The organism is Alistipes sp. D31t1_170403_E11 (assembly GCF_015553985.1).
Lineage (GTDB): Bacteria > Bacteroidota > Bacteroidia > Bacteroidales > Rikenellaceae > Alistipes > Alistipes montrealensis.
This window is the reverse complement of the sequence record NZ_JADNHQ010000003.1, coordinates 672,669-694,033: the sequence shown is the minus strand read 5'-3', so window position 1 is coordinate 694,033 and position 21,365 is coordinate 672,669. Positions and strand designations below refer to the sequence as shown.

The following is a 21,365-nucleotide window of genomic DNA, read 5'->3' as shown; positions in this document are numbered from 1 at the left end:
GGATAAGCCACGACGAAAAGTAACGTGACGAAACGTACTTCTCGATTCCTAAACCTGACAATAAATGATAAAGCATGTGGAGACGAAGTTAGATCCGGATAGATTGCTAATTACAGTGACGCATATATGGAAATCCAGATAAATCGGTGTGGCAGACGCTCCCGAACGGATGTCGGGAACATTTTGCAACGAGGAAAGCCTCCCCGTCGCAATTGTTGGAAATACGGTAAATAAAAGAGTACAGCGCTTGTTTTGGGCGCTATGCGATTTGTTGCATCATCTCGCGTTGCGCCTGATCAATCAAATCAGCGCAACATTGCGTGACGGCATAACTCGTGGCGAAATACCATGCGTCCGAGCGAGGTTCTGCCGTCGCTGCAAAATCGGTCAACAGTCCGGCGATCTGTTGCAGCAATGCCGGTTCGTAAGGCACAATGCCGGGAATACGCAGCAAATCATACCATGCACCCAACACCGGTAAGTCTTCAGCGGTTATTTGCCCCGGATAGACTATGTGTGCCTTGTAATAATTGTATGCCCTAAAAATATCGGAATCAAGACTCGTATCGCGGAATGTACGGCTGTTATCCTGCAACAACCGCAACCGCCGCAAGGCTGTTTCGTCCGGTAACCCTTGCCAACAACCGTTTCCGTCTAATTCTGAAATCCATTGCCCGCAACGCTCCCGGAACCAGGGATAAAAATCAAATTCGGTATTGTTTTCCGCGATATTGCCGATTTCGTATACGACGCATTGCATCACGGAGATCTCATCCGCCGTCGCAGGACGTTTCAGGTATTTGTCGATCAGCCTGTAATACAGTTCGCTGCACGCTTCGTCTTTCGGACCATAGGCGGCCATGGTGACCTCTTTCGTCAGCCTGTATTTTTGGACCAGACCATTAATCGAGGAGCCGTCCATGACGTGGTAGAGCGAGTCGATCTTGCGGGTGATTTTCCGCCGGTGTTCATAATCGTTGCAGGCCAGCATACAGATCAAATCGTTATAGGCAATACACATCCGTGAAAGCGCATCGAGCCGCACAGCACGCTGCGATGTGATGCGATGATTACACAGGAATGGAAAAAACTCCCGTATGTCTTTCTCGGTCATGATTGTAATATTTGAAAAGTAAATACCCTGGCGGGTTTGCATTTTACGGTCTCAATCCGGCATGCAAGATACTAGGATCGTGATTCTATGATCTTCTCGACATAATCCTTCGGAACATAGGTCGTCGCTATGGCTGCAATTCCCTCGATGACGACGATCAATCGTTTCGCATTGTGAACCCGGGTGATATATCCTTCGGCTCCTTTGAATATCCCGTTCGTAACCCGTATCCGGTCGCCTTTGGCCAGTGAGATGTCGATGGCTTCCAGATTCCGGCTCCCGACGGTTGTGACAAAAATGAACATCTCCATTTCGCGGTCGGGAATCACGGCAGGCGTCGATGTTCCGGGGTAGCAATATACGCCGGCATAACTTGCCGGGTCTTTTCGGATATTCTCGATATAGCCCTGGTCGGCACGGATGAAAATCAGCGAAGGAATAACCGGCTCTTTACTATAAATAGTATTGCTGTTATTGGTTTTCTCGACAGTACGCATCGGTACATAGCTTTGCAGACCGTCTTTGTCCACCTGCGCTTTTATGCTCCTTGCCTTATTGTGAAAAGCCCGTATCGCATACCAATGAGTTTCTGGCAATTCGTTGTCCATATACTGTTGAGTAAACCCTCGATTGATCACATAACCACATAATCTCCCCATACTCGCATAGAATTTCATGCGTAGCAGGAAGAACTCGGTCGCTTGGTGCAATGTGCACATTCCGACACCCCGGATCAATCCCGACAAACGTGATGAGGACCGTGAGTCCGACAGGTTTCTTTGTAAGAAACCATAGTCGGAGTTAAGGTTCTGGGTATCATATATATGGATTATCTGTTATTATTATTGGTTTTAAATATTCGAACCCGTTCTAGTTTTTGAATGATTTATCACATCAACGAGGTGGATGCCATGAAAAGAACAATTAGTTGTCTTTTTAGGCCATATTAACAATCTAGTAATGACATAAATGCTTAATATATAGGCCGTTTTTTTGAGGGGGGGGGATTTTTCAGACTAAGATTTAAACCGATTTCTTTGGCCGTTTAAACATTTTTCCATACTTTTGTGTAGTAAAATGTGGTTTCTTACAAAGAACCAGTTTTATTCAAAACTGAACAATTTTACGATAGATCTCTATTTTCTCAACTATACCATTTTTCTCGAGTTGAACGCCTTTCGGCTCAATGAAGAGCGTTGAGTTTGGTGCTGAACTGAGCAATCGTACCGTTGACGGTAATATGCTCAGTAACCGCTACGACTAGCTGAACTTTTTTTGTCCTTTTAACGGTAGAACAGAACTTTGAATGTGTTGTGCATACTCTAGTGAAATTGAAGGGATGAAACTAATTTTCTCAGAGATGTCTGTTAAGATGGAGTTGAATTGAATATTCTGTAAATTAATATCTTATGCTAAAACGCTGCAAAAAAGATGAAATGAGGATTTGAAAATTGCAACCTCATCTAAGATTGCCTTTTTATGCTTAGTTTATTCATAAGAAGAAAATTCATGCAAATATCGATTCGTTGAAAATTTAATATTTATTCTTTTGGCGTCTTCGGAAAAACAAAAGGGGCGTACATCGGTACACTCCATCCGCCCCGTTTTTTACGATGCGCGCCATTTGCGGCATATTTTCAGGAAGCATTGCTTTATAAAATGCAGCAATTTGCGCTAATTTTTCTACATTTGCATTCATGAAACTCACCTTTCTGGGAACCGGTACTTCGCAGGGCGTGCCCGTCATCGGGTGTCGCTGCAAGGTCTGCACTTCGGCGGACCGGCGCGACAACCGCCTGCGCACTTCGGCGATGGTCGAAACGCACGGCGTGCGCATCGTCATCGATGCCGGGCCCGATTTCCGTTACCAGATGCTGCGTACGGGCGTGCGGCATCTCGACGCCATCCTGCTGACGCACGAGCACAAGGACCATATCGGCGGACTGGACGACGTTCGGGCCTTTAATTTCGTCGATTATCCGCCCGCCATCCACAAGGTCCACATCTATGCCGCTCCGCGGGCGCTGGAGTGCGTACGCAAGGACTTCGACTACGCCTTCGCGCAGGACAAATACCGCGGCGTTCCGGAGATCGAATTACACGAGATCGACACCGCGAAGCCGTTCCGGGTGGGGGAGGTGGAGATCGTACCCGTTTCGGGCCACCATTCCGAGCGCTTCGAGGTCACGGGTTTCCGCATCGGGCCGCTGGCTTACCTGACGGATTTTAAAACCATCGAGGATGCCGAAGCAGAGAAACTGCGCGGTGTGGAGGTATTGGTGGTCAACGCGCTGCGGATGGCTGTCCATCCGTCGCATTTCAACCTTGAAGAGGCCCTGGGGCTGATCCGCCGCATCGGGCCGCGCGAAGCCTATATTACGCACATGTCCCACGAAATCGGCCTGCATGCCGCGACGGAACCGACGCTTCCGCCGGGCGTGCGGCTGGCTTATGATATGCTTGAGGTGGATATCCCTGATATTTAGGTCCGCATTCCGGTCGCGTGCGATAAGCCCCTCCCGAGGGAGGGGTTTGGGAGGGGCAGACTTGTAAACGACGCCGAAGGCGGCGAAAACAGCGGTTGGAACTATGAAAAGTTAATAGAACAGATACATGAAGACATTAGCAAATAAAACCATCGTTATTACGGGGGCTTCGTCGGGTATCGGCGAGGCGATGGCCAAAGTATATGCCGCGCAGGGTGCAAAGGTAGTGCTCGGGGCGCGCAGCGTGCAGAAATTACAGCTTCTTGCGGGCGATATTCGCGCGAAGGGCGGACAGGCCGCCTACTGCGGAATGGATGTGACGAAGCCCGAGGAGTGCCGGGAGCTGATCGAAACCGCCGTGCGGGAGTTCGGCGGGGTGGACGTGCTGATCTGTAACGCGGGTATTTCGATGCGCGCCATCTTCGACGACGTGGACCTCGACGTGCTTCATCAACTGATGGATGTCAACTTCTGGGGTACGGTCAATTGCTGCAAATTCGCATTGCCCTACCTGCAGGCGTCGAAAGGTTCGATCGTGGGTATCTCGTCCGTTGCGGGCCTGCACGGACTGCCGGGCCGTACGGGTTATTCGGCATCGAAATACGCCATGACGGGCTTCCTCGAAACGCTGCGCATCGAGAACCTTAAAAAAGGTCTCCACGTGATGATCGCCTGCCCGGGCTTCACGGCTTCGAACGTTCGGTTTTCGGCTCTCACGGCCGACGGTTCGCAGCAGGGCGAAACCCCGCGCGACGAGGCGAAGATGATGACTGCCGACGAGGTGGCCCGCATTGTGGCGAAGGGTATTCTGAAACGCAAACGCCTCTGCCTGATGGAGAACGAAGGCCGGGCGACGCACTTTGTCAAGAAATTCGCCCCTGCGTTCCTCGACCGTATGTTCTACCTGGTGATGTCCAAGGAGCCGGATTCGCCTTTCAAATAGCCGGAATCCGAAAAATGTGCGGGAACCTTTGCGGGCTCCCGCTTTTTTGTTTCCCCTTTTACCTGTCGGAAGTTTTTTCGCCGGACAATCGGCCGAAAATGCGGAGCGGCTCCGGAGCCCTTCCGGAGCCGGCTTTTGGACAAATTCAGTATCGGACTGCACAAAATCAAAGGTTATTTGAGCGGTTTTTAAAATCAATTCTCCAATTCTCAGGGTGTGTGCCGGGGCTTATCGGTAATTTTGTTTACCGAAAAAATGTTAAACCTGAACTTAAACCTGAACCATTTTATGAGAAAAAATTTTCTCCCGATTCTGTGTCTTTTGTCCCTCTTCGCGCTGGCCTCCTGTTCTTCCGGGAGCGACCCTAAAGTCGCTGCCGTGAAACGCGCTGTCGATGTCGCCCGCCTCCAATTGGAGCAGGCCGCCGCCGAGTTCGACTCGCTGCCGGGATTTCCTCGGTCGCTGATGCCCAAGTTCAAGGTCGTGGAACCCAAGGACTGGACGAGCGGATTCTTCCCCGGCTCGCTCTGGGAGGGCTATCGTCTGACAGGCGACAAGAAACTGCTTTCCGAGGCCGAAAAATTCACCGCCCGTCTGGAGGGCATACAATATTATAAAGGGACGCACGATCTGGGCTTCATGGTCTTTTGCAGTTTCGGCCAGCAGCAGCAGGCCCTGCATGACAAACATTCGGCCGAGGTGATCGTCGAGGCTTCGAAGAGCCTCATTTCGCGCTGCGACCCGCAGATCGGGCTGATCCGCTCGTGGGATTTCGGCGAGTGGAACTACCCGGTGATCATCGACAACATGATGAACCTCGAAATGCTTTTCTGGGCGTCGAAGTACACGGGTGATCCCGTTTACCGAGACGTGGCCGTCCGCCATGCCGACATCACGATGAAAAATCACTTCCGTCCCGATGCCAGTTCCTACCATGTCGTGAGTTACAATGCCGATGGTACGGTCGAGAGCCGGGGCACGTTCCAGGGCTATTCCGACTCTTCGGCGTGGGCCCGCGGACAGGCCTGGGGTCTCTACGGTTACACGATGTGCTACCGCGAGACGGGCGACGCGAAGTATCTGCAACACGCCGAGCGTATCGCCGACTTCATCATGCACCACCCGAATACCCCCGCCGACCGCATTCCTTACTGGGACTACAACGCTCCCGACATTCCCGACGCTCCGCGCGACGCATCGGCCGCTGCCGTCGTTTCGTCGGCGCTGTTCGAACTTTCGACGATGGTTCCCGAGGCCCGGGGCAAGGCGTATTTCGACTATGCCGAAATGCTGCTGGTGAACCTTTCGTCGGATGCTTACCTCGCGCCGAAAGGTTCGAACGGGGGCTTTATCCTGATGCACAGCGTCGGCCACCTGCCTGCCGACAGCGAGATCGACACCCCGCTCAACTACGCGGATTACTACTACCTCGAAGCCATCGGGCGTTACCTTGCGCTGCGCGGCCTCGACCCGCAGCGGATTTGATTCCGGCTACAAAAAACCTAAAACCACCTATATATTATGAAACACATTTTGACGAAAATTTCGGCGTTCTGTTTCGTGGCTTCAGTCCTGTTTTCTACAGGCTGTCTGAAAGACGACACGGATAATTCGGGCAACGGCAACGGCCCGGGTTCCACGGAACCGACGATCCCCGGCAACAGCGTGATCGAGGCGGGCGTGTTCGAGGCCCTGAACCTCGATTATCCCGGACTTGCCGCCGTGAAGGCTTACTACGAGGCCGACCAGTACTACCTGGCCGCCCAGGCCCTGCTGGAATACTACCGCAGCCGTACGGGTGTTATCAACGGCAACGTGAATCTGATAGCGCCTTCGATCTCAGCCGACGAACAGTTGTGGGCCGACTATGCGCTCTCCAAAGGTGAATACCGCTTCTACAACGAGGGCTATTCTGACGGCGACAAGCCTTATTCGTACCTGACTTCGAACAAACTCGACTGGACGAAGCGTTCTTCGGCATCGGCCGGGGAGCGTTTCGGCCTGCACCGCCTGCAATGGATGGTTCCGCAGGGCAAGGCTTACCGCACGTCGCTCGATGAAACCTACACGACGGAGTGGGTGGCGGTCTACAAGGACTGGCTGGAGAAATTCCCCCGCCCGACGGGCGATGTGGACTACGAGGACCCCTCGACACAGCCGGCCGAGATTCGCGACCAGCTCTATGCCTGGCGTCCGATAGATGTCGCTTACCGTGTTGAGGACCAGTGCGATCTGATCTATTACTTCATGCAGTCCTCGAACTTCACGCCGCAGTGGCTTTCGGCTTTCCTGAACAACATGGCCGAGCAGGTCGAGCACGTCAGGGCGCATTACTCCGCTGACGAGGCCGTAAAGACCAAGCAGGCGCATGCCGTGTTCCGCGCCGGTACGATCTTCCCCGAGATGAAGAATGCCGCCGCATGGGTCGAAAGCGGTTCCGGCTCGATGAACGAGGGGCTCGACACGCGTGTCTTCGACGTGCTGAATCTCGAATACGGCGGCCTTACCAAGGTGAAGCGTGCTTACGATATCAAGGACTACTACAAGGCCCTCGAAGAGGTGCTCAACTACTACCGTACACGTACCCATGGGTTGAATCCCAACGTCGACCTGGCGACTTCGAAAGCGACCGACAACGAGCGCAAGTGGGCCGATAACGCGCTTCGGGAAAACGACTTCCGGTTCTATGTGAAGAACTATTTCGATGAGGCGGCCGGAACCGAGATTCCCTATTCGTACAAGAGCGGCGATGGCATCGACTGGCAGCTTTGGCCTTCGAAACCCGACCAGGAGGAGCGTTACCAGCTTCACCGCCACCAGTGGATGCTCCCGCAGGCCAAGACCTACTACGACACCAAGGACGAGAAGTACGTCGCCAACTGGATCGAGGTCTATGGCGACTGGCTGAAGCAGAATCCCAAACCCGATGTCGACCTCGACTATACGCTTTATCCCGAGAACCAGGCTCCCGCATACCGCAATGCCGGCTGGTCGTGGCGTCCGCTCGACGTGGCGGCCCGCGTGAACGACCAGTGCTCGCTGCTGGAGTATTACCAGCAGTCGGAGACGATCGACATCGATTGGCTTTCGACGGTGTACTGGCATCTCGACGAGCAGGTGAACCACATCATTAAGAATTACTCGACCACCTCGAACCACCTGATTACGCAGGCCCAGGCCGTGACGTTTGCCGGCGTGCTGTTCCCCGAGCTGAAAAACGCCTCGAAATGGGTCGAGAGCGGTTCCACGGTGCTCAACAACGAGGTTACCGCGCAGTATTTCCCCGACGGATGGCTCAAGGACGGCGACCTGCACTACCACATCGCCGGCATCGAGGATTTCCGTTCGACGATGCTCGTCGCCCAGCTCAACGGACAGTCCAACCGCTTCCCGGCGAGCTATGTCGAGTCGATGCGCAAGATGACCGAGGTGGTGATGAACATGGTCTATCCCGACTACACGGTTCCCAACATGACCGATACGCGCCGCGATACGTGGACCAAGAGCGTGCTCAAGCGCAACCTGACCAACTACGCCAACCTCTTCCCCGACAACACGCAGATGCTGTGGATGGCGACCGAAGGTGTCTCGGGTACGCAGCCCGGGACCAAGGTCAAGACCTTCCCCGATGCGGGTTATTACGTGATGCGTACGGGCTGGACGAAGTCCGACATGATGATGGTCGTGCAAAACACCCCCGAAGGTCCTTCGAAGAAATGGCATCGCCAGTATGACAACAACACGTTTGAATTCTGGTGCAAGGGGCGCAACTTCTTCCCCGACTCGGGCTGCTATACCTATACGACCGGTTCGACCCGCAACAAATACGCCGCTTCGACGGCGCACAATACGGTGACGCTCAACGGCAAGAACGTCTCCGGCGAAGGCAGGATGCTCCTGCAGGAGTCGAAATCGACTTCGTCGTTCGATTACGAGGTGCTGGTGCTCGAAAACCCGTCGTACGCCAACCTGACGCACCGCCGTGCCGTCTTCATGGTGGCCGACAAGTTCTACGTGATCCTCGACGAGGCTTACGGTTCGGCAGAGGGAACCGTCAACCTGAATTTCAATATCACCGAAGGAACCGACGCGCAGGTGGTGCTCGATCCGGCCAAGGGAGGTTTCCATACGGCCTTCTCCGACGGCAACAACCTGCTGGTGCGCACCAAGTCCAGCAAGGCGGGCACTTTCGTCGAAAAGGCGGGCTTTGTCTCCTACAACATCGACAAGTCGGCCGACCGTCAGGCTTACCAGCTCAATGTGGTGAAGACGGCCGACGAGCCCGTGACGCGTTTCATTACCATCCTGCTGCCTTCGTCCGATCCGCAGTCCGAGACCGTGAACGTTACGGCCGATGCCTGGTCGGCCAACGGTGCTGTCGTCCGGGTTACCATCGGCGAAACGAACTACAAGCTCACCTATACGCTGTAACCTAAAAAATTAACCGATATGAACAACGTGTCAAAACTCCGAAACGCATGTTTCGCCTGGCTGACCGTCGCCCTGTTGGCGGTGGCGGCTGCGGCCTGCGAAGACGATAAAACCAGCGGCGGCGACCTGCGGCTCTACTATCCGGCGGTCAGCAACATCGGTCCTTCGATGAGCTTTATTTCAGGTGTGCCGACCTATTACGGCCCTGCGCCCTCGAATTTCGCCATTGCGGGCATCACCCTCGACGGCACAGCCGTTACGAGCGACAGCTTCACGATCAGCGCCGAAACGGGCGCCGTGAGCATCTCCAATACCGACGGCATTGCGACCGGACTCTACAAACTGACCATTACGTGCCAGGCCAACGGCGCGGCTTACACTTTCCGCGACATCTTCGAGGTCAGCATGTTACCCTCGACCCCGGTGGAGATCGAGGTCAGTTCCCCGACGTTGACGATTCCCTACACCGAGGTCGCTACCTCCAAAGAGTCGGTATCCGTCGCGCCGCTCGGCGAGTCGGTGGCCGTCACGGGCTATGAGCTCGTGCAGCCGGAGGACCAGAACTACTTCTCGATTTCGAAGTTGGGCGTCGTCACGCTCAACAGCTCGTTCAAAGGCGAGATCCTGCCGGGCGTTTACCCGCTGCCGATTAAAGTCTCGACGCATGCCGGTTCGGCCGTTTATGAGAACCTGCTGACGGCCAGGATCACCAGCGAACCGCTCTCGGTGACTTATACCCCCGCTACGGGCCGTATGGAGCACGACATGGCTTTCCAGAGCGCTGTACCCGTGTTGAAGGGTTCGCCCGAAGAGGTGAGGTGGGCGGTCAAGGGCGTTGCGCCCGAAACCGATGTCTTCACGATCGACGCCGCTACGGGTGTGCTGTCGGTTGCAGCCGGCAACGGCCTTCCGATCGACGGGCAGTATATCGTCGACGTGACGGTTTCGAACAGCTACGGGTCGACCGATTTCGAAGGCGTCTATACGCTGACCGTGATCGACTACATCGCGCCCATCGAGGCCGACAAGTTTGCCTATGATCCCGTCGAGGCGATCCAGGGCGGTGAATTCACGGCTTCGAAGAAGGACGGTTTCGTCGGCGACGAGGTGACCTTCTCGCTGGGTACGCTCGACGCCAAGCTGGTCGGACAACTCACTGTCAATGCGGAGACCGGCGCCGTTTCGGCCAAAAAGGGCCATTCGATCCCCATCGGAACCTATACCGTTCCCGTGGTCGCCACCAATGCCAAGGGTACGGCCGAAACCAGCATTTCGCTGACCGTCAGGGAGAATCCCTATTTCTTTACGACGATCACCTACGGCAACAACCTGGGCCTGACGCCCGTGGCGAACTATGCCAACCAGTTCTATTTCCCCACACAGGAGGATATCGTACCCCTGACGCCGACTACCGATGCCAAGGCGGGTACGGAAATTCTGTGGTCGGTCAAGACCAAGCACCAATGCGGCGGTACGACGATCGACCCTGCGACGGGTGTTATCTCCCTCGACGGCTACAAGTCCGGCAATGGCGGTCTGATTCTCGTGACTGCTACGGCAGGTAAGGGCATGGTGGGCGAGACTACGGTCACGGTTCCCGTGTTCTTCTCCTTCCACGTCGCCGTAAACGGTGTGACGGTGCGTTACAAGCCGTTCGTTATTCAGGTCAACCCGCGCAAGGGCATTACCTCCCAGACGCCGGATATCAGCGGCGTGTCGAACCTCTCGTCGATGCTGATGGACTACCGCCGTACATTCACCTACTACAACATCGGCGGTCCCGAGTCGCACATCGACGGCCAGCCCAACGTTGCGAATTCGTTCATGAACCAGATGTGGGCGGTCTACAATGCGCAGACGGGCATTACCAAACCTGCCGGTACGGGGGCGAAGGATCCGTTGTCGTATTTCGCCAACAAGGCCAACCTGAACCTGGCCATGCTCTATGTCGACCAGACGACCAAGTCGATCGTGGTGAATTCCAATAAGTGGATCGACGCCAACGGTGTTGCCGCCAACGGTGCGTTGATGGGCCAGATTACGTTCGTGACCAACGGCGACGAAAGCGGCGTCAACGACGGCGGAAAAATCTTCCCCGCGTGGATTTGGTTCGACGAGAAATTTTAAACCTAACTGAACATGAAACCAATGAATAAAAGCATATACCGGGCTGCCGGGCTGAGAGGGGTTTTGACCCTTCTCGCCCTGGTGCTGGCCTTCACGGCGGCGGCCCAGAACAAGGTGACGGGTACGGTCGTCGACGAGAACAACCAGCCTGCGATCGGCGCCAACATCATCGTCAAAGGTTCGACGCAGGGCGTTTCGACCGACGTGAAAGGAACGTTCTCGATCGCGGTCAAGAAAGGCGACGTGCTGGTCTTCTCCTACCTGGGTTACAAGTCTCAGGAGGTGAAGATCGCAGCCCAGACGCGCTTGGAGATCAAACTCGAACCCGAGGAGAACGTGATGAACGAAGTGGTGGTCGTGGGTTACGGCGCCGTGAAACGCGGCGACCTTACGGGCGCCGTGGCGTCGGTCTCGGCCAAGGGGATCGAAGGTTATAAGTCGGGTTCGGTGATGGAAGCGCTGGGCGGCCAGGTCGCCGGTGTGCAAATTACCTCGACCGACGGTACGCCGGGAGCCGGATTCGACATCAAGGTCCGCGGCGTGGGTTCGGTCAACGGCGACACGTCGCCGCTGTTCATCGTCGACGGGTTCCAGGTCGACAATATCGACTACCTCTCCAACTCGGACATCGAGGCGATCGACTTCCTGAAAGACGCTTCGTCGGCTGCCATCTACGGTTCACGCGCCGCCAACGGCGTGGTGATGGTGACCACCAAGTCGGGTAAGATAGGCCGTCCGATCGTGACCTACAACGGTTCGGCCAGCTACCGCAAGATTTCCAAGACGCTCGACCTGCTCTCGCCCTACGAGTTCGTGAAACTCCAGACCGAGGCGTGGCCCGACAAGTTCAGCACGACCTACTACAAGGAGGGCGACGACGACAACGGCCTGCCTTACCGCTACCAGTCGATCGACGACTACATCGGCCTGGGCGGTGTCGACTGGCAGTCGGAGACCTTCCGTCCCACCTGGTCGCAGGACCACAATGTTTCGGTGTCGGGCGGTACGGACAAGACCAAGTATTCGTTCGCATTCTCCGACTTCCTCGAAAACGGTATCTTCACCAACAGCTCGTTTAATAAGATCACGGCGAAAATGCGTATCAACCAGAAGATTACGAAGCGTATTACCCTCGATGCTACGGTCAACTACGCCAATACCGACAAACGTGGTATGGGTACTTCGGGCGACAACGGGCGTTTCAACATGTTGGCGCAGATTCTCCGCGCACGTCCCACGGGCGGCCTGCGAATGACCGACGAAGAACTGCTCGCCGCGGCGATCGATCCTCTGGAACTGGAATCTTCCGAGTCGCTGTCGCAGGTGAACCCCATCAAGCAGGCCCAATCGGTGACCAACACCAAGCGGGCGGAGATGTGGTCGGCCAACATGGCGCTGACCGTCGACTTCGGCCGTGGCTGGAGCTTCAAGACGGCCGGAACCTACAATACGACCAATACGCGCACGGACCTTTTTTACCGCGATGGCTCGAAAGAGGCTTACCGCAACGGCCAGACCCCCTTCGGCTCGACCCGCATGGCCCGTAACGTGCGCTGGACCAACTACAACCAGTTGATGTACACCTATAAGGGCAAGAGCAACCACGAATTCGACGTGCTGCTCGGCCAGGAGACCTCCTACAACAATTCGGAATACCTGCTGGGCGAGTCTACCGACTTCCCGTTCGACAACCTCGGCAACGACAACCTCGGCCTGGGCGCTACGCCCAGCAAGGTCGACACGTCGTTCGAGGAGAAACTGCTCATTTCGTTCTTTGCCCGTGCCAATTACAGTTACAAGGGCCGCTACCTGCTCTCGGCGACGGTCCGTGCCGACGGTTCGACGGTGTTCAGCGACAATCACAAGTGGGGCTTCTTCCCGGCGTTCTCGGCCGCGTGGCGTATCTCGGAGGAGAATTTCATGAAGCAGCAGGAGGTCATCTCGAACCTCAAACTGCGTGCAGGATGGGGTATCGTGGGTAACGACCGCATCTCCAACTACCTCTCGATGGACCTCTATTCGCAGGGCAAGTACGGCTACGGCAACGGCATCATCACGGTGCTTTCGCCCAAGCAGTTGGCCAACAAGGACCTCAAATGGGAGGCTTCGCAGAGTACCAACCTCGGTATCGACCTGGGCCTGTTCAACAACCGCCTGAACATTACGGCCGACTTCTTCCTGAAGGATACGAAGGACCTGCTGATGGCTTCGAACAAGGCTTACGTCTCGGGCTTCGCCTCACAGTGGAAGAACGTGGGCAAGATCCGCAACAAAGGTATCGAACTGGCAATCAACTCGACGAACATCGCATCGCAGAGCGGATTCCGCTGGACCACCGATTTCAACATCTCGTTTATCCGCAACGAACTGCGTTCGCTGGCTGACGGAGCTTCGAGTATGGATGTCAATTCGAGTTGGAACGGCGACTACTCGACCTCGGACTATATCGCACAGATCGGATCGTCGCTGGGCCAGATTTACGGCTACCAGTTCGACGGCGTCTACCAGAGTTCCGACTTCAACGTCGACGCCGCTACAGGCCAGCTCGTGCTCAAGGACGGCGTGACGGACATTTCCGAGCATGCGGGAGTCGCCGTGCGCCCCGGTATGGTGAAGTATAAGGACCAGGACGGCGACGGCAAGATCACGACCGGCGACCGTACGGCGATCGGCAACGGTACGCCCAAATGGTACGGAGGTATCACCAATACCTTTATGTTCAAGGGCGTCGATCTGAGTTTCCTGTTCCAGTTCAACTACGGCAACGAGGTCTACAATGCTACGCGTATTTACGCTTCGCAGACGCAGGACCAGCGTTCGAACATGATGGCCGAGACGGCTGGCCGCTGGACGGCGACCAACGCTTCCAATTCGGTTCCCGCCTGGAACGGTTATATAAAGAACGAGATTTACTCCCGTTTCATCGAGGACGGTTCGTTCCTGCGCCTGAAGAACCTGACGGTCGGTTATACCTTCCCGCAGCTGTGGACGCGCAAGTTCTACGTTTCGAAACTGCGCATCTATTTCACGGCCCAGAACCTCTTCGTCGTGACGGGCTATACGGGCTACGATCCCGAGGTGAGCATGCGTGCGTCGAATCCCATGACGCCGTCGCTCGACTGGGGCGCCTATCCGAAGAGTAAAGTTTATACGTTTGGTGTCGACCTGACCTTCTAAAAAAACGCAAGAACCATGAAAAAAATATTATATAGTATACCGATGCTCTGCCTGCTGCTGGCTTCGTGCTCCGACTTGTTGCAGGAGGAGTCCTACATCGAAACCGGCAAGGACAACTATGTGAACAATGCGTCCGAGGCCGAAACCGTGCTGATGGGCGTTTACAAGAATCTGGCGAACGAGTACCTCTATTCCTACCACCTGTCGTTGCTGTTCACCATCTCGACCGACATCGCGCAGTGCGAGGGCAGTGCGAACACGAGTTTCCGAGAAATCCCGACCAACTCACACACCGCCAGCAACGCCGAGATCATGCGGACGTGGCAGAAACTCTACGCTTCGATCTATGCGGCCAACGATTTTATCGAGACCGTTTCAGCCCGCAAGGACAGTTGGGGAGCCAGCAACCGCGAGCTGGCCGAAATCTACCTGGGCGAGGCCCGTGCGCTGCGTGCGCTGTTCTATTTCGAACTGGTGCGCTGGTACGGAAACATCGTGCTGATGAAGTCGACGGCCGAGTCGGACCTTCCGGCTACGGAGTATGTGCAGGCCAGTCCCGCCGAAGTCTATGCGTTCATCGAGGAGGACCTGAAATATGCTTCCGAAGTTCTCCCGTGGGCTGTCGACGATACGAAGCGTTCTTCGACGGCTTACCGTTTCTCCAAAGGCTCGGCGCTGGGCTTGCTGGCCAAGGTCTACTGTACGTGGGCCGGTTATCCCGTGCGCGACGAGTCGAAGTGGGAAGAGGCTGCCAAGGCTGCCCGCCGCGTCGTGGAGTCGGGCAAGCACCGCCTGATTCCCGATTACGAGACGGTTTGGTACAACACCTGCAACGGCATCTGGGATGCCGGCGAGAGTCTGATCGAAGTGTCGTTCTACTCGCCGACGGGCCTCGACTCCGACAACACTGCCGGGCGTATCGGCAAGTGGAACGGCGTTGTGGCGACGACCGTCGAAGGCATGCGCGGCCGCAACGTGGGTAACTGGAAGGTGACCTACAATTTCACCCGCGAATGGGCGAAGCACAACGATCCCCGCATGGCGCTTTCGATCGCCGACTACAAATACCCGAACGACGATAAAATCCCGGTGACTTACTTCTCGACGGTGACCAACCCTTCGGAGGATAACCTCAACAAGCAGCGCCAGCTCTTTACGCCGGCCAAATGGGATACCGAGAAATACGTGGGGTCGGCCAACTACATCATCAACAACGACAAATCGAACGTCAACTGGTATGTGCTGCGTTATTCGGAGGTGCTGCTGCTCTTTGCCGAGGGACTCAACGAATCGGGCGGTTCGATGGCCGATGCGATCGACGCCGTGAACGCTGTGCGCCGCCGCGGTTTCGGCGATACGCAGCACGACCTCTCCTATGGCCTGTCGCGCGAAGAACTGCGCGAGGTAATCCGCAAGGAGCGGGCCTACGAGCTTTGCTTCGAGGGACACCGCAAGCAGGACCTGATCCGCTGGGGCATCTACTACAAGAGCATCGTCGAGACGGCGCAGGAACTGGCCGACTGGTTCTCGAACGCCAACTATTCGGTCCGGACATATATCATCGAGGGCCGTCACGAGTTGCTGCCTATCCCGCAGCGTGACCTCGACCTGATGAAGAAGTGCAAGCAGAACCCCGGTTGGGGCCAATAACCGGAATGAACGCCGGGCGGTGGGAGGCCGCCCGGCGTTCATTCCGTAAAACGAGTGAGGCAGGACTGAAATCCTGCCTCACTCGTTTTGCCGTTGCGGGGTATGTCAGCGCTGGCGCTGCGAGTATCCGGCCAGGTTGTAGCTGACCGGTTCGGTGCTGTCGCCTACGCGGTAAATGCCGAATTTGAAGTAGTAGCCGTCTTCGTCGTTACGGCCGATCAGAATTTGCTCGTTGTCAACGATATGACGCGTCAGGCCGCTGTAAGCCATCCATACGTCGAGACGTCCGGGACGCACGACGGTTTCGGCCTGGCCGCCGTACTGCGTCCAGTCGATCTCCACGGTAAAGGTTACCCAGCACTCCTTCGGGAACTCGCTGAAAGGCATCCGCGCGGCGATCGTCGAGGCTTTGAACTCCGAGGTAACGGGCTGCATCACCCCGGCTTTAGCGGGATTGGCGTTGCAGCGGTCGGTTTTGTCGGTGAACCAGCGGCGGTCGGAGTTGGCCTTGATGTAGAACCAGCCACCCGAGAATCCGAATGCCAGCGGGGGATAGCCGCCCTGTTCGATTTTCCACCCGGTTGGAGCGCCCGCTTTCCAGGCTTTGTTGCCGTTTTTATCGGTGTATTCCACGCGCTCATAAGCCGTGTCTTTCTTGATGATGACGGTGTCCTGCATGGCGAGGAATTCTTCGGTCGGGAGTTTTATCACGCGGCCGTCGGGAGCCGTCACCAACGTGCGGTCGGGCATCCCGTGCCACTGAGCGAAGATCGTCGATATGTCGCCGGCGAGTTCCGACGGAATGTAGACCGAGAAGGTGTAACTCCACGACGTGCCCTGCGGGCAGATGCCTTTGCCGTGGTGGTAGACGGTCTTCATCCGCTGCGCGTCGGTGTAGACGTTGGCGGGTTTCTGAGCGAAGTCGGCTGCCGTGGCATAACACCAGGAGAGTTCCGAGCGTCCTTTGGTCTCGCCCGGGGCGTAGCCTTCGAGCGTGTTGTCGTCGCGCCCGAGGGTGAAGCGGTAGGAGGGTTTTCCCGAGTACATGCGGGAGTAGTCGTGCCCGAGTGCTTCGGGTTTGCGGATGCCTACGGCGACCCACTCGCCGTCGATCACCTGGTTCATTCGGGCCGAGTCGGCCTGTACGTTCACCCGTTCGGGCAGCGGCACGAAGCCTTTCGGAGCCTCTTTTTCCCGGGCGGTGTCCGGCGTGCAGGCCAACAGCAGCAGCAGGGGATACAATAGTGTCATCGGAGTCTTATTTGAGTTCATATCCCAGGTTGTACGTTTTGGCGCCCACGCGCACCGCGAAGCGAAGCGTACCGCTCACCGGGCCTTTCTCGGGGACGATGGCGATCGAACCTTTGTATTCCGGGGTGTCCGGGGCGATCACGGTGATGAAGAGAAGGTCTTGATTCGCGGCTTTTGAAGCCTCGACCGCATAGGCCGGGCGCTCCTCCTTCTTGCGGTAGGCGGTCGATACCCAGCCTTCCTCTTCGCGGATTTGCACCGGAACGGACGCCGAGGTCTTGATGCGGATGTCGTTGCCGTCGCCGAACAGCGTGCGTACGGTCCCGTCCTTGGCGTATTCCACCTTGCAGGGGCAAAGTTGGAAATGCACGCCTGTGACGCCTTCGGCTGTGCCCGACACCTGGTCGGCGATCACCAGCAGCCCCTCCGGGGTGAAGAACATCGCACGGCGGTGGGTGAAGCCCCCGTAGGAGGGGTTTTCGGTGACGAGCGTCGTCAGGGAGGGTGTTACATCCCAGAAGAGGAGTTTCGAATCGGTCGTTTCGAGGTTCCGGTTGTCGAGCGTCACGGTGTTGTGGACGCGGGTCTGGCGGAACCAGTCGCGCTGGGCCAGCACCGCGCTGTCGCCGCCGTAGACGTAGCTGCCCGAGTCGGGGAAGAAGTTACGCCCCCGGCGCCAGTAGTCGAAGGTCCCGTTGTCGGGCTGGTTGTGCCAGAAGGCCGGAGGCCCCGCCTTGACGATCACCACCGTGGCCTCTTTGTCCCAGCCCGTGCGCAAGATGTAGAATCCGGAGTTGGGCAGGCGGTAGGAATCATATGCGGGTTTCATCCCCTTTTTGCCGTCCGTGGCGAACCATTTGAGCTGCTCGTTTTGGGGGAACACCTTGCCCCAGGCTGCGAACTGCCGCGTAAGCGACGATTTGTCATGCAGTTTCGTGTCGCCGAACATCGGATTCGTATAATCGGGCATCATCAGGTTGTAGGTCGCCTCGGTCATTTTTTCGATGGTTCGGGTATAGGTCTCCGGAAATTCGCTCTCCATGCCGTTGGCTTTGGCCATGCCCAGCGCCTTGAGGAAAATGTCGATGGCGGCGATGTGGTAGCCGAAGTCCAGTTCGAACTGCATGCCGTCGGGGTAGACCTGGACGCCCATTTCGCGGTTGAGGATGTCGATGCCGCTTTCCCGCCATGCCGCTGCGTCTTTGAACTCCGGGAAGTAGATGCCCGCGAAGATCATGCGCTGTGCCTCGAACAGCAGGTGGTTGCCCTGTTTGGAGTAGTTGTGCAGCACGTAGTCGGCATGCTGGTGGAGCATCGACAGGAACAGGTCGAGGAACTCGGGCGTGAAACGCGGCGACTGGATTGTGAGGGCGAATTGTACGAGTTGGTCCTGCAACCGGCGGCCGGCCTCCATCGGACGCCATGCGAAGCGGATGTTTTCCCGTTCGGCGTCGATGGCTTCCTTCGAAGCGCCCGCCGCCTTGAGTTTTTCCACTCCGTCCAGGGGGTTCTTGCGAATCCAGTCGGTGTATTGGCTGATCCATGCGTCGATGTATTTCGCATCGCCGGTGGTGTAGTAACATTTGGCCAGCGGGATGAACCAGTAGTGGCGGTGCAGTTGCCAGCGCAGTTCGTTGTCTTTCACGGGCCAGTAGCGCCAGTCGATGTTGTCGCCGTAGAAGTAGGAGGGCTGATAGCCTTTGTGGGCGTAAAACTTGTGTTCCAGCGATTCGTCGGCTTGCTTCTGTTCCAGTTTGCTGACCTTGACGTTGTCCATGTCGAGGCCGAAGAGCGTTACGGGCTTGCGTGTGCGGAAGTATTTCAGCAGTTCCTTGTCCGCCGTGGCGACATTGCCTTTGGCGACGGCTTTTTTCACCGCTTCCAGCCCCGGGCGGTCGAGGTCGAGCAGATCGTAGAGCGACTTTTCGCCGCCTGCGGCGGCTGTCGGTTCTGCGCAGGCCGTGCCGATTGCCAGCGCGGCGCAGAGGGTCATCAGGATTCGTTTCATAGGGTATGTTATTTCAGTTCGTATTTCTTGCCGTTGATTTCGACGTGCAGTTTGCCGCCGCGCCACGACGCCACGACGCGCTGCGCCGCTGCGTCGGCCGCGGGCAGCAGCACCGTGACGAAACGCACGGTCTGTCCGGGCTCTTTATGCGCGGTGAAGGCGTAGGCCGGGCGTTCGGTGCGGTTGCGGTAGGTGCGCGACACCCAGCCTTCACGGCGTTCCATTTTTTCGGCGCCGAATACTTTCAGCAGCAGGTTGTTACCGTCGTCGAACCGGGTTGCCACGGCGCATGCCGCAATATCCTCCGCCGGATTGCATTCCAGGAGGTTGTAGTGCAGCCCCGCTTCGCCCTGTGCCTTGCCGGAGGCCTCGTCGGCGATGACAAAGAACTCCCGGTCGACAAACCACACCGTGCGACGGTGGGTGAGGCCTTCGTAGGAGGGATTTTCGACCGTCAGAATGTCCGTCGCGCCGTCCGTCGTCCAGCGTACGCATTTCGAGTCGGTGTGTTCGAGGTTGCGATCGTCGATCGTCAGCGTGTTGTGCACCTGCGTCTGCCGGAACCAGTTGCGCTGGGCGGTTACCTCCTTGTCGCCTGCGTAGACATAGCAGCCCGAGTCGGGCAGGAAGTTGCGGTCCCTGCGCCACAGTTCGAAGGTCCCGTTGTCGGGCTGGCAATGCCAGAAACCTTGCGGTCCGGCCTTGAGAATCATCACCGTGGCGTCCGTCTCCCAGCCGTTGCGCAGGATGTAGAATCCTGAGGTGCGCAGCGCCCGCGAAAGGTACTCCGGCGCGGCTCCTTCGCGCCCTTCGGTGGCCAGGCGGCGGATGGCGGCGTTTTCGGGGAAGACCTCGGTCCACGCCCGGTAGTCGGCGAGTATCTCCTCCCTGGTATGGGCCCGGTTGTCGCTGAACAGTGGCGTCGAGTAGTCGGGGAACGAGCAGTTGAGGAAGGCGTCGATCATCCGCTCGACGGTGGCGAGGTATCCGGCGGGGAAATCGCCCCGGTAACCGTTGGCGTCCATCATCTGCAACGCCTTGAAGAAGATGTTGATCGATTCGAGGTGGTAGTGCGGGTCGAGTTCGTACTGCATGCCGTCGTCGTAGACCTGTTTGCCGATCTCGCGGTTGAGGATTCCGACGCCCGTCGCGCGCCAGCGGGCCGCGTCGCGGAACTCGGGGAAGAAAACCCCCGCGAAGATCAGCCGCTGGGCCTGGAACAGCAGGTGGTTGCCCGAGGCCGAGAAGTGGCCTGTGATGTGCTCGGCGTGGCGGTGGTAGTTGTCGAGGAAGTGTAGCAGGAAATCTCTGCTGAACGCCTTGGCGGGCAGGAAATAGATGAATTGCTGGATCTGAAACTCCAGCCGGTCGCTCACTTCGAGCGGCCGCCATGCAAAATAGACGTTCCGGGCCTGACTCCAGTTCGTGGCTTCGTTGTCGCGGTAGTCCGTGAGCGGATTCTTGCGCATCCAGTCGAGGTATTCGGCGCACCACTCCGCTGCGTAATGCTCGTCGCCCGAAAGGCGGTAGGCCTTGCCCATCGGCACCCACCACTTCATGCGGTGCAACTGCCAGCGCAGTTCGTTGTCCTTCACGGGCCAGTATTGCCAGTCGATGTCGTCGCCGTAAAAATAGGAGGGCTGGTAGCCCGCGTGGACGAAGAAACGGTGCTCCATCGCCTCGTCGGCCCAACGCTGTTCGTCGGGCGTAATCGAAATATTCGCGAGGTCGACATCGGGGCTGACGACGCCCGTGCGGTGGCGGTAGTAGTTCAGCAGAGCTTCGGCCGCTGCCGGGTCGTTGCCCGCGGCATGGAGTTCGGCGACGCGTTCTAGTCCGGGGCGCGTGAGGTCGAGCAGTCCGAAAACCGAGGTGTCGGCCTGGGCCCGCAGGACGACGGGCTGGGTGGCCAGCACAAGCGCGAAAAGTAATTTCAGAGGTTTCATGGCGTAGTTTTAGGTGTTGCGGGGAGCGGACGGGCCGGGCGCGGGGCCGGGCTTCATCCAGGACAAAGATACGACAATGCCCCGGGACCTGTTATAAATAACCGCCAATCCTTTTCCGATATTCTGCAAAGAGGTTTCAGTTTTGTGCAATCCGATGCCGCATTTGTTGAATGCTGCCCTTCGGAGCGGCTTCGGAGGGTCCCGTAGGACAAATTTAAGGTTCGATTCTACA

12 protein-coding genes are annotated in these 21,365 nt (G+C 57.0%); 7 read left to right on the top strand and 5 right to left on the bottom strand.

Annotated elements, in window-relative coordinates; translation table 11 throughout:
• Positions 1-259: 259 nt before the first annotated feature.
• Together I2E69_RS09270 and I2E69_RS09265 are read right to left on the bottom strand one after the other, a co-directional pair.
• The gene (locus I2E69_RS09270) at positions 260-1,114 is read right to left on the bottom strand and encodes a hypothetical protein (protein WP_195460912.1); all 855 of its coding nucleotides are present in this window, start codon (positions 1,112-1,114) and stop codon (positions 260-262) included.
• Positions 1,115-1,185: 71 nt separating this feature from the next.
• Positions 1,186-1,722 carry a UpxY family transcription antiterminator gene (locus tag I2E69_RS09265; RefSeq protein ID WP_195460911.1) on the bottom strand — a complete coding sequence of 179 codons (537 nt, stop codon included), beginning with the start codon at positions 1,720-1,722 and terminating at the stop codon, positions 1,186-1,188.
• A gap of 1,089 nt (positions 1,723-2,811) precedes the next feature.
• Between I2E69_RS09265 and I2E69_RS09260 the strand changes: the two genes are divergently transcribed.
• From I2E69_RS09260 to I2E69_RS09230, 7 genes are all read left to right on the top strand, one after another.
• Complete coding sequence (locus I2E69_RS09260) at positions 2,812-3,600, top strand: MBL fold metallo-hydrolase (RefSeq protein WP_195460910.1); 789 nt, start codon at positions 2,812-2,814, stop codon at positions 3,598-3,600.
• A gap of 127 nt (positions 3,601-3,727) precedes the next feature.
• A complete protein-coding gene (locus I2E69_RS09255) occupies positions 3,728-4,543 on the top strand; it encodes an SDR family oxidoreductase (RefSeq protein WP_195460909.1) in 816 nt (271 codons plus the stop codon).
• Positions 4,544-4,831: 288 nt separating this feature from the next.
• Positions 4,832-6,028, top strand: coding sequence for a glycoside hydrolase family 88 protein (locus I2E69_RS09250; RefSeq protein WP_195460908.1), 1,197 nt, complete (start codon positions 4,832-4,834; stop codon positions 6,026-6,028).
• Positions 6,029-6,064: 36 nt separating this feature from the next.
• Entirely contained in the window at positions 6,065-8,974 is a 2,910-nt protein-coding gene (hepC, locus tag I2E69_RS09245) for a heparin-sulfate lyase HepC (RefSeq protein WP_195460907.1), read from the top strand.
• A gap of 18 nt (positions 8,975-8,992) precedes the next feature.
• Positions 8,993-11,101, top strand: a complete 2,109-nt coding sequence (locus I2E69_RS09240; protein ID WP_195460906.1) for a surface glycan-binding family protein — start codon at positions 8,993-8,995, stop codon at positions 11,099-11,101.
• A gap of 21 nt (positions 11,102-11,122) precedes the next feature.
• Entirely contained in the window at positions 11,123-14,278 is a 3,156-nt protein-coding gene (locus tag I2E69_RS09235; protein ID WP_195460905.1) for a SusC/RagA family TonB-linked outer membrane protein, read from the top strand.
• A 15-nt stretch (positions 14,279-14,293) separates the two neighbouring features.
• Complete coding sequence (locus tag I2E69_RS09230; protein ID WP_195460904.1) at positions 14,294-15,928, top strand: RagB/SusD family nutrient uptake outer membrane protein; 1,635 nt, start codon at positions 14,294-14,296, stop codon at positions 15,926-15,928.
• 105 nt (positions 15,929-16,033) lie between these two features.
• On the opposite strand, the gene I2E69_RS09225 is transcribed toward I2E69_RS09230, so the two are convergent.
• The 3 genes from I2E69_RS09225 to hepC (I2E69_RS09215) are packed head-to-tail and all read right to left on the bottom strand — an operon-like array spanning position 16,034 to position 21,133.
• Complete coding sequence (locus tag I2E69_RS09225) at positions 16,034-17,179, bottom strand: heparin lyase I family protein (RefSeq protein WP_195460903.1); 1,146 nt, start codon at positions 17,177-17,179, stop codon at positions 16,034-16,036.
• A gap of 7 nt (positions 17,180-17,186) precedes the next feature.
• Positions 17,187-19,187, bottom strand: a complete 2,001-nt coding sequence (locus tag I2E69_RS09220; protein WP_195460902.1) for a heparinase II/III family protein — start codon at positions 19,185-19,187, stop codon at positions 17,187-17,189.
• A gap of 8 nt (positions 19,188-19,195) precedes the next feature.
• Positions 19,196-21,133 carry a heparin-sulfate lyase HepC gene (gene hepC / locus I2E69_RS09215; protein WP_195460901.1) on the bottom strand — a complete coding sequence of 646 codons (1,938 nt, stop codon included), beginning with the start codon at positions 21,131-21,133 and terminating at the stop codon, positions 19,196-19,198.
• Positions 21,134-21,365: the final 232 nt, after the last annotated feature.

Excerpts from the sequence above, each read along its gene's own strand:
- I2E69_RS09270 (WP_195460912.1), bottom strand. The coding sequence starts at position 1,114 with ATGACCGAGAAAGACATACGGGAGTTTTTTCCATTCCTGTGTAATCAT.
- I2E69_RS09265 (WP_195460911.1), bottom strand. The coding sequence starts at position 1,722 with ATGGACAACGAATTGCCAGAAACTCATTGGTATGCGATACGGGCTTTT.
- I2E69_RS09260 (WP_195460910.1), top strand. The coding sequence starts at position 2,812 with ATGAAACTCACCTTTCTGGGAACCGGTACTTCGCAGGGCGTGCCCGTC.
- I2E69_RS09255 (WP_195460909.1), top strand. The coding sequence starts at position 3,728 with ATGAAGACATTAGCAAATAAAACCATCGTTATTACGGGGGCTTCGTCG.
- I2E69_RS09250 (WP_195460908.1), top strand. The coding sequence starts at position 4,832 with ATGAGAAAAAATTTTCTCCCGATTCTGTGTCTTTTGTCCCTCTTCGCG.
- hepC (WP_195460907.1), top strand. The coding sequence starts at position 6,065 with ATGAAACACATTTTGACGAAAATTTCGGCGTTCTGTTTCGTGGCTTCA.
- I2E69_RS09240 (WP_195460906.1), top strand. The coding sequence starts at position 8,993 with ATGAACAACGTGTCAAAACTCCGAAACGCATGTTTCGCCTGGCTGACC.
- I2E69_RS09235 (WP_195460905.1), top strand. The coding sequence starts at position 11,123 with ATGAATAAAAGCATATACCGGGCTGCCGGGCTGAGAGGGGTTTTGACC.
- I2E69_RS09230 (WP_195460904.1), top strand. The coding sequence starts at position 14,294 with ATGAAAAAAATATTATATAGTATACCGATGCTCTGCCTGCTGCTGGCT.
- I2E69_RS09225 (WP_195460903.1), bottom strand. The coding sequence starts at position 17,179 with ATGACACTATTGTATCCCCTGCTGCTGCTGTTGGCCTGCACGCCGGAC.
- I2E69_RS09220 (WP_195460902.1), bottom strand. The coding sequence starts at position 19,187 with ATGAAACGAATCCTGATGACCCTCTGCGCCGCGCTGGCAATCGGCACG.
- hepC (WP_195460901.1), bottom strand. The coding sequence starts at position 21,133 with ATGAAACCTCTGAAATTACTTTTCGCGCTTGTGCTGGCCACCCAGCCC.